The 16,340-nt window shown below is 68.9% G+C and carries 15 protein-coding genes and 1 riboswitch; of the genes, 12 read left to right on the forward strand and 3 right to left on the reverse strand.

Annotation, left to right across the window (positions count from 1 at the left end):
• Positions 1-94: riboswitch (TPP riboswitch) on the forward strand.
• The 8 genes from thiM to argH all read left to right on the forward strand — a co-directional run bounded on the left by thiM (position 85) and on the right by argH (position 10,009).
• Positions 85-933 (forward strand): hydroxyethylthiazole kinase, encoded by an 849-nt coding sequence (gene thiM, locus MRBLMI13_RS16235; RefSeq protein WP_367823164.1) that lies wholly within the window; start codon positions 85-87, stop codon positions 931-933. It overlaps the preceding riboswitch by 10 nt.
• Entirely contained in the window at positions 930-3,080 is a 2,151-nt protein-coding gene (locus tag MRBLMI13_RS16240) for a bifunctional hydroxymethylpyrimidine kinase/phosphomethylpyrimidine kinase (protein WP_367823162.1), read from the forward strand. Before thiM ends, MRBLMI13_RS16240 begins: the two co-directional genes overlap by 4 nt.
• Positions 3,081-3,324: 244 nt before the next feature.
• Complete coding sequence (gene argC / locus MRBLMI13_RS16245) at positions 3,325-4,377, forward strand: N-acetyl-gamma-glutamyl-phosphate reductase (RefSeq protein ID WP_367823160.1); 1,053 nt, start codon at positions 3,325-3,327, stop codon at positions 4,375-4,377.
• Complete coding sequence (argJ, locus tag MRBLMI13_RS16250) at positions 4,374-5,531, forward strand: bifunctional glutamate N-acetyltransferase/amino-acid acetyltransferase ArgJ (protein ID WP_367823158.1); 1,158 nt, start codon at positions 4,374-4,376, stop codon at positions 5,529-5,531. The genes argC and argJ overlap by 4 nt, the downstream gene beginning before the upstream one ends.
• Positions 5,528-6,445: an acetylglutamate kinase gene (gene argB, locus MRBLMI13_RS16255; protein ID WP_042536571.1), complete on the forward strand. Its 918-nt coding sequence runs from the start codon at positions 5,528-5,530 to the stop codon at positions 6,443-6,445. The genes argJ and argB overlap by 4 nt, the downstream gene beginning before the upstream one ends.
• A complete protein-coding gene (locus tag MRBLMI13_RS16260) occupies positions 6,442-7,653 on the forward strand; it encodes an acetylornithine transaminase (RefSeq protein WP_367823156.1) in 1,212 nt (403 codons plus the stop codon). Before argB ends, MRBLMI13_RS16260 begins: the two co-directional genes overlap by 4 nt.
• On the forward strand, positions 7,650-8,579 hold the full coding sequence (argF, locus tag MRBLMI13_RS16265; protein WP_042536574.1) for an ornithine carbamoyltransferase: 930 nt from the start codon (positions 7,650-7,652) through the stop codon (positions 8,577-8,579). Before MRBLMI13_RS16260 ends, argF begins: the two co-directional genes overlap by 4 nt.
• Positions 8,579-10,009 carry an argininosuccinate lyase gene (gene argH / locus MRBLMI13_RS16270; RefSeq protein ID WP_367823870.1) on the forward strand — a complete coding sequence of 477 codons (1,431 nt, stop codon included), beginning with the start codon at positions 8,579-8,581 and terminating at the stop codon, positions 10,007-10,009. The genes argF and argH overlap by 1 nt, the downstream gene beginning before the upstream one ends.
• A gap of 121 nt (positions 10,010-10,130) precedes the next feature.
• Here the strand turns inward: argH and MRBLMI13_RS16275 are convergent, their stop codons facing one another.
• The gene (locus MRBLMI13_RS16275; protein ID WP_367823154.1) at positions 10,131-10,718 is read right to left on the reverse strand and encodes a DUF1349 domain-containing protein; all 588 of its coding nucleotides are present in this window, start codon (positions 10,716-10,718) and stop codon (positions 10,131-10,133) included.
• A 59-nt stretch (positions 10,719-10,777) separates the two neighbouring features.
• Between MRBLMI13_RS16275 and MRBLMI13_RS16280 the strand changes: the two genes are divergently transcribed.
• The 4 genes from MRBLMI13_RS16280 (at position 10,778) to MRBLMI13_RS16295 (ending at position 14,564) form a co-directional block, all read left to right on the forward strand.
• Positions 10,778-11,422 carry a SatD family protein gene (locus MRBLMI13_RS16280; RefSeq protein WP_367823152.1) on the forward strand — a complete coding sequence of 215 codons (645 nt, stop codon included), beginning with the start codon at positions 10,778-10,780 and terminating at the stop codon, positions 11,420-11,422.
• The gene (locus MRBLMI13_RS16285) at positions 11,419-12,318 is read left to right on the forward strand and encodes a hypothetical protein (RefSeq protein WP_367823150.1); all 900 of its coding nucleotides are present in this window, start codon (positions 11,419-11,421) and stop codon (positions 12,316-12,318) included. The genes MRBLMI13_RS16280 and MRBLMI13_RS16285 overlap by 4 nt, the downstream gene beginning before the upstream one ends.
• A gap of 53 nt (positions 12,319-12,371) precedes the next feature.
• Complete coding sequence (tyrS, locus tag MRBLMI13_RS16290) at positions 12,372-13,673, forward strand: tyrosine--tRNA ligase (protein WP_367823148.1); 1,302 nt, start codon at positions 12,372-12,374, stop codon at positions 13,671-13,673.
• A 93-nt stretch (positions 13,674-13,766) separates the two neighbouring features.
• The gene (locus tag MRBLMI13_RS16295; RefSeq protein ID WP_367823146.1) at positions 13,767-14,564 is read left to right on the forward strand and encodes a DUF4184 family protein; all 798 of its coding nucleotides are present in this window, start codon (positions 13,767-13,769) and stop codon (positions 14,562-14,564) included.
• Here MRBLMI13_RS16295 and MRBLMI13_RS16300 read toward each other — a convergent pair.
• Together MRBLMI13_RS16300 and MRBLMI13_RS16305 are read right to left on the reverse strand one after the other, a co-directional pair.
• Positions 14,549-15,877 (reverse strand): CoA transferase, encoded by a 1,329-nt coding sequence (locus MRBLMI13_RS16300; protein WP_367823144.1) that lies wholly within the window; start codon positions 15,875-15,877, stop codon positions 14,549-14,551. The two genes, MRBLMI13_RS16295 and MRBLMI13_RS16300, sit on opposite strands and share 16 nt — an antisense overlap.
• Before the next feature lie 270 nt (positions 15,878-16,147).
• Positions 16,148-16,340 (reverse strand): hypothetical protein (locus tag MRBLMI13_RS16305; RefSeq protein WP_367823142.1); only part of this gene is annotated, 193 nt, incomplete at its 5' end.

Consider the following 16,340-nt stretch of genomic DNA (forward strand, 5'->3'; position numbering starts at 1 on the left):
AGCAGTGACACGGGGTGCCGCATCCGCGGCTGAGAACAGACCCGTCGAACCTGATCTAGTTCGTACTAGCGAAGGGATGTCGCAATGAGCGATCGTCTGCGTCCTGAATCCGAATCGACCCTGGCTGCCACGGCCGGACAGCTCCTGTCCGAGCTGCGCGAGAGTCCACCTCTGACCCACTGCATCACCAACAGCGTCGTCACGGGGTTCACCGCCAACGTGCTGCTCGCCCTCGGCGCGGCACCGGCGATGGTCGACATCGTCGACGAAGCAGGAATGTTCGCCGGGGTGGCGTCCGGCGTCCTGATCAACCTCGGAACGCCGACCCCCGAGCAGCGGGCGGCGAGCCTCGAAGCCGCGTCCGGTGCCGTCGCCGCGGGCACTCCGTGGGTGCTGGATCCCGTCGCGATCGGCGCACTCCCGGTGCGCACGGCCCTCGCCCACGAGCTGGTCGCCTCGCGCCCCACGGCGATCAGGGGGAACGCATCCGAGATCCTCGCGCTCGCCGGACTCAGCGCAGGCGGCCGGGGTGTGGACGCGACAGACACGACAGACGATGCGGCAGAGGCAGCGCTCTCACTCGCCGCGCGTCATGGCTCTGTGGTCGCGGTGTCTGGACCGGTCGACCTGGTGACCGATGGCGTCCGTCTGCTGCGCATCGCGAACGGTCACGAGCTGCTCACCCGGGTCACCGGCGGCGGGTGCGCGCTGGGCGCGGTCATGGCCGCGTTCCTCGGCGCGGCGCGCTCGACCTCTGCCGATCCGCTCACGGCGGTGGCGTCGGCGAGCCTCGTCTACACGATCGCCGCCGAGAGGGCCGCGGTGCACGCCTCGGGCCCCGGCACCTTCGCTGTTGCTCTGCTCGACGCGCTCGCCGCCGTGCAGCCGGCTGACCTGGTGGCCTCCGCGCGCGTTCAGGAGAGCGCGCTGTGATCGCCGACCTCTCGCTCTACCTCGTCACGGATCCGGGCCTCTGCGGTGAGCGGGGTGTCGTCGAGACCGTGCGCCTCGCTGTCGACGGGGGAGTGCGCATCGTGCAGCTGCGCGACAAGATCGCGACGGATGCCGAGACCGCCGATCAGCTGGTCGAGCTGTCGCGCGTGATCGACGGCCGTGCGATCCTCCTGGTGAACGACCGGGTCGATGCGGCGCTCGCCGCTCGCGCTCGGGGAGCTCGCGTCGACGGCGTGCATCTCGGTCAGGGCGATGCGTCGGTACTGCGGGCGCGCGAGCGACTGGGTGCCGAGGCGATCATCGGGTTGACGGCGAACACACCCGACCACTTCGACGCGGTGGCGGCTCTGCCTGCGGGCGTGGTCGACTACCTCGGCGTCGGTGTGATCCGCCCCACCGACACCAAGCCCGACCATCCGCCGGTTCTGGGCATCGACGGCTTCCGGTCGCTCATCGAGACGTGCGCCGTGCCCTGCGTGGCCATCGGCGGCGTGGACATCGATGACACAGAGCGACTCCGCGACGCGGGCGCGGCCGGCCTCGCGGTGGTCTCGGCCATCTGCGCCGCGGTCGATCCGAAGCAGACGGCGCAGAGCTTCCTCCGGCGGTGGCGGGCGTCAGGCACGCCGCGGGTGCTCAGCATCGCCGGCAGCGATCCATCGGGCGGTGCGGGGATCCAAGCCGACCTCAAGTCCATCGCCGCGAACGGCGGGTACGGCATGGCGGCTCTGACCGCACTCACCGCTCAGAACACCGTGGGCGTGCGGGCGGTGCATGTGCCGCCCGCGGAGTTCCTGCGGGAGCAGCTCGATGCGATCTCAGACGACATCGTCATCGATGCGGTGAAGATCGGGATGCTGGCGAATGCCGACGTGATCCGTGCGGTCTCCGACTGGCTCGATGCCGTGCGGCCGCCGATCGTCGTGCTCGACCCGGTGATGGTCGCGACCAGTGGCGACCGGCTTCTCGACCGGGAGGCCGAGGTCGCGCTGCGCGGACTCCTCGAGCGCGCGCATGTCGTGACGCCCAACCTCGCCGAGCTCGCCGCGCTGGCCGACCATCCGATCGACGGGTGGGATGACGCGCTCGCGGCGGCAGCTGCGCTCTCCGACCGTGTGGGCGCGGCGGTGCTCGTGAAGGGAGGGCATCTCGACGGCGACGACGTGCCCGACGCGGTGATCGACGCTGCCGACGGAGTGAGTCGGGGGTATCCGGGCGCGCGCATCGCGACCCGCAACACGCATGGCACCGGGTGCTCCCTCTCGTCCGCCCTCGCCACCCGCCTCGCCAGGGGCGAGTCCCTCACCGACGCGGTCGCCTCGGCCCGTTCGTGGCTGCGTGAGTCTCTGACGGAGAGCGATGCGCTCCACGTCGGACGAGGACACGGGCCGATCAACCACTTCGGCGGCCTCTGGCGACGTGGCGGACTCGAGACAACCCCCGGCCGGGCGCACATCCGCGATCAGTGGTGGGAGCGGATCGCGCACCTGCGGGCGGATATCGACGAGCTGCCCTTCGTCGGCGCTCTCGCCGACGGGACACTCGACCGCGAGTGGTTCCTGTTCTACCTTCGCCAGGATGCGCTGTACCTCCGGGAGTACGCGAGGGTCCTCGCCGAGGCCTCTCGGCTCGCACCGACACCGCACGAGCAGGCGTTCTGGGCGGAGTCCGCGCACGGGGCGATCGCCGGAGAGCTCGAACTCCACGCGTCGTGGCTGACCCCCGGTGCGGGCGTGGAGGCGGAGACTTTCGCCGCTGATCCGGCCCCCGCGACCGTCGCGTACCTGGACCATCTGCGATCCGTCGCCTTCGGCGCAGACTATGCCGAGCTCATCGCCGCCGTGCTGCCGTGCTTCTGGCTCTACACCGATCTCGGGACGCGTCTGCACGCGGGGGCGTTCGGCGAGTACGCCCGCGATCCGCAGCATCCGTATGCATCGTGGCTCGCGACCTACGCCGATCCGGCCTTCGAGGCGGCGACAGAGCAGGCGGTCGGCTACGTGATGGACGCGGCGGCGCAGTCGGATGCCCCGAGGCGTCGACGGATGCTCCGAGCGTTCGAGGTCTCGAGCGCCCACGAGCTCGCGTTCTTCGCGGCGCCGGCGCTCCCCGTGCCTGCCGGATGACGGACCGGATTTGCGCATGCCGCGACGAGCGCGCTATCGTCGCGGCATGCCTTCGGCCGCCACCGCAACTCTGACGCTCGCTCCGAGCGCCATCGCCGTGCGCCGACGCCGCAGCGGCCGCCGACTCTAGGCGACCCTGCGCTTCTGCCTGCGTACGCACGGCGGTCGAGTGCCGGTGTCGCCGCCCCGGTTCCCGACACTGCACCCCGCGTTCGCCGAGGGGTCCGACCGTTAAGGTAGAAGCATGACGTACTCCGTCGCCGTCTCCGGCGCATCCGGCTACGCGGGCGGCGAGATCCTGCGCCTCCTCGCGTCTCATCCCGACATCGAGATCCGCACCGTGACGGCTCACTCGAACGCCGGTCAGCCGCTCGTGCAGCATCAGCCGCACCTGCGGTCTCTCGCTCACCTCACTCTGCAGGACACCACACCCGAGACGCTCGCCGGTCACGACATCGTGTTCCTCGCTCTGCCGCACGGTCAGTCGGGTCAGTACACGGATGCGCTCGGCGACACCCCGCTGGTGATCGACGCCGGGGCCGACCATCGCCTCACCTCGCAGGCGTCCTGGGATGCGTTCTACGGCGGCGACTTCCACGAACCCTGGGCCTACGGGGTCCCCGAGCTGCTCGTCGACGGCATCAAGCAGCGCGAGACGCTGCGCGATGCGAAGCGGATCGCCGCCCCCGGATGCAATGCATCCACGGTGAGTCTGAGTCTCGCTCCCGGCGTCGCAGCGGGAGTGATCGACGCGGGAGACATCGTCTCGGTGCTCGCCGTCGGCCCCTCGGGTGCGGGGAAGAGCCTCAAGACCAATCTGCTCGCCAGTGAGATCCTCGGCAGCGCCAATCCCTATGCGGTCGGCGGCACCCACCGGCACATCCCCGAGATCCGCCAGGCACTCGCCGTGGCATCCGGTGCTGCCGCCGACGGCATCCGCATCTCCTTCACCCCTGTGCTCGTTCCGATGTCGCGGGGAATCCTCGCCACCTCGACCGCGCCGATCGCCGGTGACGTCAGTGACGCGGAGATCCGCGCCGCCTGGGAGGACGCCTACGGTGACGAGACATTCGTGCAGCTGCTGCCCGAGGGGCAGTTCCCGCGCACGGCCGATGTCCTCGGCGCGAACACCGCACTCATCGGCCTCGCGATCGACCGTGCGGCGAACCGCGTGACGGTGGTCACCGCGGTCGACAACCTCGTCAAGGGCACCGCAGGCGCTGCCATCCAGTCCATGAACCTCGCGTTGGGACTTCCCGAGTCCCGCGCCCTCTCAGTGAACGGAGTCGCACCGTGAGCGTCACCGCCCCCGCAGGATTCGAGGCGGCCGGAGTCGCCGCCGGCCTCAAGTCGACCGGCAAGCCCGATGTCGCCGTGGTCGTCAACCGCGGCCCGCGCAAGGTCGGTGCCGCCGTGTTCACGAGCAACCGCGCCAAGGCCAACCCGATCATCTGGTCTCAGCAGGCCGTCGCCGATCGCGTGGTCGAGGCCGTCGTGCTCAACTCCGGCGGAGCGAACTGCTTCACCGGCAGCTTCGGCTTCCAGACGACGCACCAGACCGCCGAGAAGGCGGCAGAGCTGCTCGGCGTCAGCGCCGGCGACGTCCTCGTCTGCTCGACGGGTCTCATCGGGGTCGGAGACGAGGTCTTCCGCGGCAAGGTGCTCGCGGGCACCGAACAGGCGATCGCCGAGCTGTCGGCCGACGGCGGCGACGTCGCGGCCGAGGCCATCATGACCACCGACAGCGTCTCGAAGACCGCTGTCGTGAGCCGGGACGGCTGGACGATCGGCGGCATGGCGAAGGGCGCGGGCATGCTCGCCCCGGGCCTCGCGACGATGCTCGTGGTCATCACGACGGATGCCGTGCTCGAACCTCTCGAGGCCGACGCGGCGCTGCGATTCGCGACCGGCACGACGTTCGACCGCCTCGACTCCGACGGCTGCATGTCGACCAACGACCAGGTCACGCTGCTCGCCAACGGCGCCTCCGGGGTGGCCCCCGACCTCAAGCACTTCTCTGCTGCCCTCGCCGAGCTCTGCCTGGAACTCGCGGTCAAGCTGCAGGGTGATGCCGAGGGCGCGAGTCATGACATCACCATCGAGGTGCGGCACGCCGCCAGCGAGGGGGAGGCCGTCGAGGTAGGCCGCTCGGTCGCCCGCAACAACCTCTTCAAGGCCGCGATCTTCGGAAACGACCCCAACTGGGGTCGGGTGCTCGCCGCGATCGGCACGACCAACGCGCAGTTCGACCCGTACGACGTCGACGTCTGGATGAACGGCGTCCGCGTGTGCAGCGAGGGCGGCCCCGACCGTCCGCGCGAAGAGGTCGACCTCACCCCTCGCGCCACGCACCTCGTGATCGACCTCAAAGTCGGCGAGGCCACTGCGACGATCCTCACCAACGACCTGACCCACGACTACGTGCACGAGAACAGCGCCTACGCCTCATGACCGACATCCAGGACACCACGCCTGACGTCGCCGCCGTCAAGGCCGCGACGCTCATCGAGTCGCTCCCGTGGCTGAAGAAGTTCCGCGACCAGATCGTCGTCGTGAAGTACGGCGGCAATGCGATGGTCTCGGACGAGCTGCAGGAGGCGTTCGCGCAGGACATCGCGTATCTGAGGTACGTCGGCGTGCTGCCGGTGGTCGTGCACGGCGGTGGGCCCCAGATCTCCGACATGCTGCAGCGCCTCGAGATCCCGAGCGAGTTCAAGGGCGGCTACCGGGTCACCAACACCGAGGCGATCAGCGTGGTGCGCATGGTGCTCACCGGCCAGGTGAACCCGCAGCTCGTCTCGAAGATCAACTCTCATGGTCCGATCGCCACCGGGCTCAGCGGCGAAGATGCCGGGCTGTTCGGCGGGCGTCGCCGCGGCGTCGTGATCGACGGCGAGGAGATCGATCTCGGTCGTGTGGGCGACGTCGTCGAGGTGGACCCGACGCCTGTGCTCGACCACCTCGCGGCCGGACGCGTTCCCGTGGTCTCGAGCATCGCCCCCGACCTCGATCACCCGGGCCAGTCGCTGAACGTGAACGCGGATGCCGCGGCCGCCGCGCTCGCCGTGGCTCTCAAGGCGCGCAAGCTCGTCATTCTCACGGATGTCCCCGGGCTGTACGCCGACTGGCCCAACCGCGACTCTCTCGTGTCGCACCTCACCTCGGAGGCTCTCATCGAGATGCTGCCGACCCTCGAATCAGGCATGATCCCGAAGATGAAGGCGTGCCTGGACGCGATCGAGGGCGGCGTCGACGCCGCCGCGATCATCGACGGACGCGTGCCGCACTCGGTGCTCGTCGAACTCTTCACCAGCAAGGGAATCGGAACAGAAGTGGTCATGGGAAGCGCAGGAGTGAAGGCATGAGCAACTGGCAGGATGACGCAGCGAGCGATCTGGTCCTCAACGCAGGTCCCCGGTTGGCGATGCTGACTCGCGGCGAGGGATCGTACCTCTGGGACTCCGAGGGCAAGCGCCACCTCGACTTCCTCGCCGGCATCGCGGTGACCTCGCTCGGTCACGCGCATCCGGTGTTCGTCGAGGCCGTGTCGACGCAGGCCGCGACCCTCGCGCATGTGTCGAACTACTTCGCGACACCGTCGCAGCTCGCGCTCGCCGCACGGTTGAAGCGTCTCGCCGGTGCCGGGATCGATGGGCGCGTGTTCTTCTCGAACTCCGGCGCCGAGGCGAACGAGGCCGCGTTCAAGCTCGCCCGCCTGCATGGCGGGACGGAGAAGCCCCGCATCCTCGCGCTCGAGAACGGATTCCACGGCCGGACCATGGGATCCCTCGCGCTCACGGCGAAGGCGGCCATGCGCGCGCCCTTCGAGCCGATGCCCGGGGGAGTCGAGCACATCCCGGCGACCATCGAGGCACTCGAGGCGGCGATCGACGACCGCGTCGCGGCCGTGATCGTCGAGCCGATCCAGGGTGAGGCAGGCGTCGTCGAGCTTCCTGAGGGATACCTGCAGGCCGCTCGCTCGCTCACTCTGAAGCACGGGGCCCTGCTCATCGTCGACGAGATCCAGACCGGGGCAGGGCGCACGGGCGCCTGGTTCGGCTTCAGCCACGAAGGCATCACGCCTGACGCCATCACGCTCGCGAAGGGCATCGGCGGTGGCTTCCCGATCGGTGCTCTCGTGACCTACGGTGCGGCGAGCTCGCTCTTCACTCCCGGTTCGCACGGCTCCACGTTCGGCGGAAACCCGCTCGCGACGGCCGTCGCAGACGCGGTGCTCACAGAGATCGAGCGCGCAGGCCTCGTCGACAACGCCGCGCGTCGTGGGGAAGAGATCCTCCAGATCATCGCCGATATCGACTCGCCTCTGGTCACGGGAGTGCGTGGCCGCGGGCTCCTGATCGGGGTGGCTCTGGGCGCCCCCGTCGCGAATGAGGTGGTCGCCGCCGCTCAGGAGCGCGGCCTCATCGTGAACGCCGCCAACCCCGAGACCGTGCGCATCGCGCCGGCCCTCACGATCGGAGACGCCGAACTCGCCGAGTTCCGCGAGCTGTTCGCCGCGTCGCTCTCCGACGTCCAGACCTCCCTCGCCGAATCCGGAAAGGCCCTCGCATGACCCGCCACCTGCTGCGTGACGACGATCTGACCCCCGCTGAGCAGGCGGAGATCCTCGATCTCGCCATCGAGCTGAAGAAGGACCGCTGGGCGAACAAGGCCCTCGAAGGCCCCCAGACGGTCGCGGTGATCTTCGACAAGTCCTCCACCCGCACCCGTGTCTCGTTCGCCGTCGGCATCGCCGACCTCGGCGGGTCGCCGTTGATCATCTCGACCGCGAGCAGTCAGCTGGGCGGCAAGGAGACTCCGTCGGACACCGCCCGGGTGCTCGAGCGTCAGGTCGCGGCGATCGTCTGGCGCACGTACGCGCAGGCAGGGCTCGAAGAGATGGCCGCAGGCACAACGGTGCCCGTCGTCAACGCACTCTCGGACGACTTCCACCCGTGTCAGCTGCTCGCCGACCTGCTCACGATCCGCGAGCACAAGGGCGACCTGAAAGGGCTGACCCTGACGTTCTTCGGCGACGGGCAGAGCAACATGGCGCATTCCTACGCGCTGGCCGGGGTCACCGCGGGCATGCACGTGCGCATCGCCTCGCCCGCCGACTACGCGCCGCGCGCGGACATCGTCGAGGCGGCCGACCGCCGTGCGGCGGAGACCGGCGGCTCGATCACCCTGTTCACCGATGCGGTCGAGGCTGCGGCCGGTGCCGATGTCGTGGTCACCGACACCTGGGTGTCGATGGGCAAGGAGGAGGAGAAGCTCGCGCGCATCCGCGATCTCGGCGGCTACAAGGTGACGCCGGAGACGATGGAGATCGCCGACTCGGAGGCCATCTTCATCCACTGCCTTCCCGCCGACCGAGGCTACGAGGTCGACTCCGAGGTCATCGACGGACCGCAGAGCGTCGTCTGGGACGAGGCCGAGAACCGCCTCCACGCCCAGAAGGCCCTGCTCGTCTGGCTGCTCGACAAGAAGGACGCATGATGGTCGACGCGAAGAACGAGGGCACGAACGAAGGCGCGCTGTGGGGAGCCCGCTTCGCGAGCGGACCGTCGCCCGAACTCGTCGAGCTCAGCCGGTCGACGCATTTCGACTGGATCCTCGCACCGTATGACATCGCCGGGTCGCACGCGCACGCGACGGCTCTCGCGGCTGCCGGTTACCTCGAACCCGACGAGGCAGCCAAGATGCACGAGGGGCTCGATGCCGTGGCGCGCAAGGTCGCCGACGGCACCCTGCGGCCCGTCCCCTCGGATGAAGACGTGCACGGGGCTCTCGAGCAGGCCCTGATCGCCGAGCTCGGCCCGGAGCTGGGTGGACGTCTTCGTGCGGGACGCAGCCGCAACGACCAGATCGCCACCCTGGTGCGCATGTACCTGATCGACCACGCCCGCGTGATCGCGCGAGACCTCCTGCGGGTCATCGACGCCCTCGTCGCACAGGCGGAGGCTCATCCTGACGCGATCCTCCCCGGACGGACGCATCTGCAGCACGCACAGCCGGTGCTCCTCGCGCACCACCTGCAGGCCCACGGGTGGCCGCTCGTGCGCGAACTCGAGCGTCTGGTCGACTGGCGTCGCCGTGCCGGTGTCTCGCCGTACGGCGGCGGAGCCCTCGCGGGCTCAACACTCGGACTCGACCCCGCGCTGGTCGCATCCGAACTCGGACTCGACCGCCCGGCCGAGAACTCGCTCGACGGAACCGCTGCGCGTGATGTCGTCGCGGAGTTCGCCTTCATCACGGCCATGACCGGGGTCGACATCTCGCGTCTGAGCGAGGAGATCATCCTCTGGAACACTCGCGAGTTCGGCTTCGTCACTCTGCACGACGGGTATTCGACCGGCTCGAGCATCATGCCGCAGAAGAAGAACCCCGACATCGCCGAGCTCGCTCGCGGCAAGTCGGGGCGCCTGATCGGCAACCTGTCTGGGCTGATGGCCACGCTCAAGGGGCTTCCGCTCGCCTACAACCGCGACCTTCAGGAAGACAAGGAGCCGGTCTTCGACTCGGTGCAGACCCTCGAGGTCGTGCTGCCGGCCTTCGCCGGGATGATCGCGACGCTGCGCTTCGACACCGAGCGAATGGCCGCCCTCGCGCCTCAGGGGTTCTCGCTCGCGACCGACGTCGCCGAGTGGCTCGTGAAGCGCCGTGTGCCGTTCCGCGATGCGCACGAGATCTCCGGCGCGCTGGTGCGTGCCTGCGAAGAGCGGGGGATCGGTCTCGAAGACGCATCCGACGAGCTGCTGATCTCGGTGTCGCCCCACCTCGTGCCCGAGGTGCGAGAGGTGCTCACGATCGAGGGTTCCGTGGCTTCCCGCACGGGCGTCGGCGGAACGGCTCCCGTCCGGGTAGCCGAGCAGCGTGCCGAGCTGGTCGCCAGAGCACAGGCGGCTGCACACGCTCTGGGGCTCTAGCCGACGAACAGGTGGAGCGCAGCGACCTGCACGACCGCAGACGGCCCGCGGAACTCTCGGCGAGAGCTCCGCGGGCCGTTCGGCGCTCCGCAGAGCGTTCCGTGGGCGTTCGCGCGTGGGGTCAGTGCAGTGCGATGTCTGCCGTCGAGCGCGTCCAGCGGGTGAAGCGGACGACGAGTCCGGAGCGCGTGGGGCCCGCGAGGAACGGGCCGGCGGATGCCGTGGCCTCACCGTCGAACGGCGCCACGCGCACCAGGCGCCATTCGCCGTCGTCGGCGCGTGCACGCACGATCACGGCATCCGGCCAGCGGCTCACACGAACCGTGATCTCGCTGCCGTGCCAGTCGTCGACATAGCCGACCGACCAGTCCGAGCGGATGTCGGTGACGACGGCGCCGAGACCGAGATGGCCGTCGGCGTACTCGACTCCCGCTTTGATCCAGTGCTCGTCGTCGGTGCGCACGAAGACTCCGGCCTGGTCGAACTGGCCGTCCCAGGGGGCGCGGAACGACACATCCATCGCCTCGCCCACTTCCAGGGGTGCGAGCAGCGCGTGCTCGGTGTCGTGCACGAACCCGTAGGCGGTGTGCCGCCAGGCGTCGCTGCCTTCTACGGCGGTCGCGTCCAGGTGGTCGCCGTCGGAGGCGAGATGAGCGGGAGCGTGGGTCCACGACCCTTCGGACCAGGGGATGATGTCTGATTCAGGCATGTTCTCAGACTATAGCCAAATAAGGCATAAATGGAAGTTATTCGTGATACGGTTATCACATGGTCATCGCCGTACTCGCCGACATCGTGGGCTCTCGCAAGCTCGACGATCGTTCGGCAGCGCAGCGCATCCTCGATGACGCGATCGCTCGCGTCGAGGAGCATCTGCCCCTCGCGCACCACGCGCTGACGCCCACGGTGGGGGATGAGCAGCAGGGCGTGTACCTCGAACTCGAGGACGCGCTGGTGTCGCTGCTGATGATCCAGCTCGCGCTTCCCGACGGCATCGCCTTCCGATTCGGGATCGGCGTCGGCGATGTGCGTTCGGTCGACTCCGTGCACGGCGAACTCGCCGATGGGCCGGGGTGGTACGCGGCACGCGCCGCGATCGAGACCGTGCATGCGAGGGAGAACCGCGCCGTGCCGCGCACGCGGACGTGGATTGTCGGAGCCCCGGGGCAGGATGAGGTCATGGAGAGCACCATCGCCGCGTCGAACGCCTACCTCCTCGTCCGCGACGAGCTGGTCGGGGCGATGAACGAGCGTGAACGGCGTCTGACCTATGGGCGCCTGGTCGGCAGATCGCAGCACGACCTCGCCGCTGAGGAGGGCATCTCGCAGCCCAGCGTCTCGAAGTCGCTGCGCAGCGCCGGCAGCGCCGCCCTCATCGAAGGGGTGGCCGCGCTGAGGGGGTCGAGCGCATGATCGTCGCCGGATTCATCCTGCTGGCCGTGGGCTCAGCCGATCTCGTGCGCCAGTTCGCCCCACGCCGATGGGTCGGCTACCTCACTGTCGCAGTGATGCTCCTTCTGCTCGGCAGCGTGAGCGACGCGCTGCTGCCCATGGTCCTCGGGCTCGTGGTCGGCGCGCTCTGGGTGTGGTGCATGCCGGCGGAGAGGCGCGCGCCACTCGGCTTCTGGCCCGCCGTGCTGCTCGGTGTGCTGAGCATCGGATCGGTCGTGTGGCTGGGTGCTCGCACGGATGCCGGTCTGATCGGGTCTGTGTGGAGTGTGCGCTCCCCGTTCGGAGAGATCCCGTTCGATCTCGCGCTCCTCACCGTGGGCACAGGGGTGTTCCTGTTGGAGTCCGCGAATCTCGTGGTCCGGGCAGCGCTCGACGGCGAGCACACGTGGCGGCCTGCCGAGTTGAGGCGAGCCGCGGTGCTCGACTCTCCAGACGAGCAGCCGACTGCGTCCGACACCCCGGTCGCGCATCCGGTGGTCCCTGGCGCCCAGGCTGACGACGGCGTGATCGGAGTCATCGGTGAGGCCGGCGTGGGTGCGGCAGACACGGTGGCCGCAGCGCAGTCCGAGCCGGCGGGCGAAGCCGACGCCGTGCCCGCACGCGATCCCCGGGCGGGTTTCAAGGGCGGGCGACTGATCGGCCCGCTCGAACGCATCCTCGTGATGCTTCTCACCCTGGCCGCCGCGTATCCGATTCTCGCCGCGATGCTGGCAGCCAAGGGAATCGTCCGCTTCCCTGAGATCTCTCGAGACGGGGAGACCGGAGCCCGCGCAGAGTACTTCCTCGTCGGCAGCCTCGTGAGCTGGGTCATCGGGTTGGGTGCCGCATTCCTGGTGTGGTGGGCGGCGCACAGCTGATCGGAGGCGGTCACGGCGATTCGCCTGCCCCGACCGCTGATAGCCTGGGGCGCGTGTCGAATTCCGCTCTGACGACCGCCCCGCCGGCGATCGACCCCACGTTCGAGAACGTGTGGGACGAACTGCTGTGGCGCGGCCTCGTCCACGTGTCCACTGACCAGGAGGCGCTGCGCGCCCTTCTCGCCGGGGACCCGATCACGTATTACTGCGGTTTCGACCCCACAGCTCCCAGCCTGCACCTCGGAAACCTGGTGCAGCTGCTGACACTGCGTCGCATTCAGCTCGCCGGCCACAAACCGCTCGGCCTCGTCGGCGGCTCCACCGGTCTGATCGGCGACCCTCGGCCGACGGCGGAGCGCACACTCAACACCCGTGAGACGGTCGAGGAGTGGGTGGGGCGCCTGCGGACGCAGGTCGAGCGCTACCTGAGCTTCGAGGGCCAGAACGCGGCGCGAATCGTCAACAACCTCGACTGGACCGCGCCGCTGTCGGCGATCGATTTCCTGCGCGAGATCGGCAAGTACTACCGTGTCGGCACGATGCTCAAGAAGGATGCTGTCGCCGCGCGTCTGAACTCGGACGAGGGCATCAGCTACACCGAGTTCAGCTACCAGATCCTGCAGGGGATGGACTTCCTGGAGCTCTACCGGCAGTACGACTGCGTTCTGCAGACGGGCGGCTCCGACCAGTGGGGCAACCTGACCAGCGGCACCGACCTGATCCGTCGCGCCGAGGGGGCTTCCGCGCACGCCATCGGCACGCCGCTGATCACCAACAGCGACGGAACCAAGTTCGGCAAGAGCGAGGGCAATGCGATCTGGCTCGATGCCGAGATGTGCAGCCCGTACCGGATGTACCAGTTCTGGCTCAGCACGGCGGATGCCGACGTGATCGAGCGGCTCAAGGTGTTCACGTTCCTGAACCGTGCCGAGATCGAGGAGTACGAGGCTCTCGTCGAGTCCGAGCCGTTCCGGCGTGCAGCGCAGAAGCGCCTCGCGCTCGAGGTCGTGGCGACCGTCCACGGGATCGATGCGACGGCCGCCGTGATCGCGGCATCCGAAGCGCTGTTCGGTCAGGGCGACCTGACCGCTCTCGACGCGTCGACGCTGCGCACCGCCCTCGAGGAGCTCCCGCACGCGACAGTCGACGCCGGCTCACCGGTCGTGGATGCGCTCGTCGCCACGGGGCTGGTATCCAGCCTGTCCGAAGCGCGCCGCGCGATCAGTCAGGGCGGGGTGTCGCTCGACGGCGCACGCGTCGAGGACGACTCGGCCACAGTCCAGGGGACTCTTCCGGGCGGGGTCTCCGTGCTGCGCCGCGGCAAGAAGACTCTCGCGGGAGTCTTCCTCGGCTGAAGATCTGTTGCTGATCGTGTGACGGCGGTCGTCTGAGGATTTCTCGGGCGACCGCCGTCACGCTTCCCCCCACCCAGCTCGACAGGAGAGCCGATGCCGTTCACGCCGAGTCACGCGCTGGTCGCCCTGCCCTTCATCCGCACCCCGCTCGTGCCCGCCGCGATCGCGATCGGAGCCATGACGCCGGACCTTCCCCTGTTCCTCAGGGGGGTCGGCCTCCCGTATTCGTTCACCCACACGTTCGGCAACGTGCTCTGGACAGCGCTGGTCGCGTTCGTCCTGTTCCTGCTCTGGCGCGTGGTGCTGCGCCCGGCGGTCGGCGAGCTGTCGCCCCTCTGGCTGGCTCGGCGACTGCCCGCCGGGTGGTCGCAGTCCGGTATCGAGGCGGCACGAGCGGCCGTCGGCGTCGGGGCGCAGAGTCGGCTGTATCCGCTCATGCTCGCGGCGTCGCTGGTGCTGGGCGTCCTGACGCACATCGTCTGGGATCTGTTCACGCACGAGGGGCGATGGGGAGTGGATGCGCTTCCCGCGCTGGACGACATGTGGGGGCCGCTCACCGGGTACAAATGGCTGCAGCACGGATCGAGCGTGATCGGGTTGCTCATCATCGGCATCTGGGCGATCCGACGGCTGCAGAACGCCGACCCTCGCGACGACGTCGAGCGCGCGATGCCGGCAGCCGTCCGGCTCGCCTGGTGGCTGTCGCTTCCCGCAGTGCTGGTCACCGCGTGGATCCTGGGATACGCGGCATACGGACCCTTCACCGCGGGGTTCACGTATCAGCATCTGGCCTATCGGATGCTGCCGCCGGCGTGTGCGCTGTGGGGTGTCCTGACACTCGCATTGTGCCTCTCACTGCCGTTGTTCCGCCGTCTTCACCAGCGCGGCTGATCCGACCCCCAGCGGTGGGGAGCCGCGAACTCGAGGCCGGGGAGCACTGACGCGGCGGTGGTGACCGTCTGCCCGGCGACATCGAACACGGAGGTGTGGGCGGTGAGGTCCAGCTCCTGCCCCGCTTCCGGCTGGGAGCACCGCGGCATGCCGAGAAGCTCGGCTGCGACGCGACGCAGTGAGGTCCGCACCACCCAGCCGCCGCCCTCACGCCGCCGTCGTTCGAGCAGCGAGACGACCGCGGCCGCGAGAAGATACCCCGTGCTGTGGTCGAGGGCCTGCGCGGGCAGGACCCCGGGGCGATCACCGTCGGGGCTCTCGATCATGGATATCCCGGACTCCGCCTGCACCAGGCTGTCGAACCCGGCTCTCGATGGCTCGTCGATTCCCCACGCGCTGAGCTGGGCGACCACCAGCGCAGGATGCCGTTCGAGGAGTGCAGATGCAGAGAGACCGAGGCGGTCGAGGGATTCCGGCCGATACCCCAGGACGACGACGTCGGCCGCAGCGAGCAGCTCCTCGAACCGATCTGTGCGGGCCTCGAGCAATGTCGACCTCTTGCCGTGGCCGGTATCGAGGTGCTGCCATTCGGGTTCGACCAGGTCCGGTGGGTCGACGCGAAGCACGTCGGCGCCCAGAAGTGCGAGAGTGCGGGTGCAGACGGGGCCGGCGATCACTCGTGTCAGGTCGAGCACTCGCACGCCGGTGAGAGGCGCGAGACTGTGCCGTCCATCGGTCCCGTGTCGCCCGGGGCGAGGTGCGAGATCGATCCGCTCGACCTGGAGCAGGGGAGTGGCGCGCAGTCTCGCGTCGCGCTCTGGGTTCTCCTGCAGCACAGGCACTGCCAGCCCGCGTGCGAGCGTGATCCGCTCGACCGCCTCGGTGACACTCAGCGGCAGGATGGCAGTGCGCACATCGTCGGCGTCGGCGTCGGCGGTCAGTCCGAGCCCGGCCTGCAGGCGCATCGCGTGGTGCGGATAGTTTCCGTGCGTGCGGATCCACCCGTCGGATGCTCGGAAGAACCCCGAGTACGGCGACCAGACATCGGGGGAGAGACCATCGATCGTCAGAGCCCGATCGCTCCGATACGCGGCGGCGATGCGATCGGGGTCGGGAGAAGGGCCTATGCCGGACGCCAGACAGACGGCGCGCACGCTCGCCCATGCCAGATCACCCGTTGCCAGGCGCGACGGGAGGGGCACGGCATGAGGGGGCGGCGCAGCGCTGGCGGCGGGGTGCGGCTCGATGCCGAGCTCTGCCCACAACCGGTCCAACAGCCCGAAAGCGGGGTCGAGATTCGTCGGCTCGTTCACGCTGCGATCGTACTCGTGGCGGCGATGTGAGACGAATACCGGCGCTGGACTGGGAAAAGATCCATCGAACGATGCGGCGACACGCCCGGGGGTGGTGGCCCGATTTGCCAGAACCCCGGAACCCACGTAACTTATTACTTGTTCGCCCCACAGGGAAGCGGAGAGGCCGAGAGCCTCACCCCCCTCAAGTGGAGAACCACCTCCCGATCCACTCACTTGTGAGAACAGGCGCTTGCGCCTAGGATGGGAGATCCACCCCCTCTGCGGCTGTCACCGGCTGCGCATCGGATCCAAGATCCGCACGGCGCGCTGATTTGACAAGCGGGACGGGATGGCTAAGATAGAGAAGTTGCCCTTCGGGCCTGGTTGTGATGACTGGGTCGTGGGAGCATCCGATCCTTGAGAACTCAACAGCGTGCACTTGTCAAATGCCAAATTATCCTCGTCTAGCTTCGGCTGGGTG

Source organism: Microbacterium sp. LMI13-1-1.1 (assembly GCF_040815625.1).
GTDB classification, from domain to species: domain Bacteria; phylum Actinomycetota; class Actinomycetes; order Actinomycetales; family Microbacteriaceae; genus Microbacterium; species Microbacterium forte.

Coding starts and splice junctions, on each gene's coding strand:
- thiM (WP_367823164.1), top strand. CDS start 85: ATGAGCGATCGTCTGCGTCCTGAATCCGAATCGACCCTGGCTGCCACG.
- argC (WP_367823160.1), top strand. CDS start 3,325: ATGACGTACTCCGTCGCCGTCTCCGGCGCATCCGGCTACGCGGGCGGC.
- argB (WP_042536571.1), top strand. CDS start 5,528: ATGACCGACATCCAGGACACCACGCCTGACGTCGCCGCCGTCAAGGCC.
- MRBLMI13_RS16260 (WP_367823156.1), top strand. CDS start 6,442: ATGAGCAACTGGCAGGATGACGCAGCGAGCGATCTGGTCCTCAACGCA.
- argF (WP_042536574.1), top strand. CDS start 7,650: ATGACCCGCCACCTGCTGCGTGACGACGATCTGACCCCCGCTGAGCAG.
- argH (WP_367823870.1), top strand. CDS start 8,579: ATGGTCGACGCGAAGAACGAGGGCACGAACGAAGGCGCGCTGTGGGGA.
- MRBLMI13_RS16275 (WP_367823154.1), bottom strand. CDS start 10,718: ATGCCTGAATCAGACATCATCCCCTGGTCCGAAGGGTCGTGGACCCAC.
- MRBLMI13_RS16280 (WP_367823152.1), top strand. CDS start 10,778: ATGGTCATCGCCGTACTCGCCGACATCGTGGGCTCTCGCAAGCTCGAC.
- MRBLMI13_RS16285 (WP_367823150.1), top strand. CDS start 11,419: ATGATCGTCGCCGGATTCATCCTGCTGGCCGTGGGCTCAGCCGATCTC.
- MRBLMI13_RS16295 (WP_367823146.1), top strand. CDS start 13,767: ATGCCGTTCACGCCGAGTCACGCGCTGGTCGCCCTGCCCTTCATCCGC.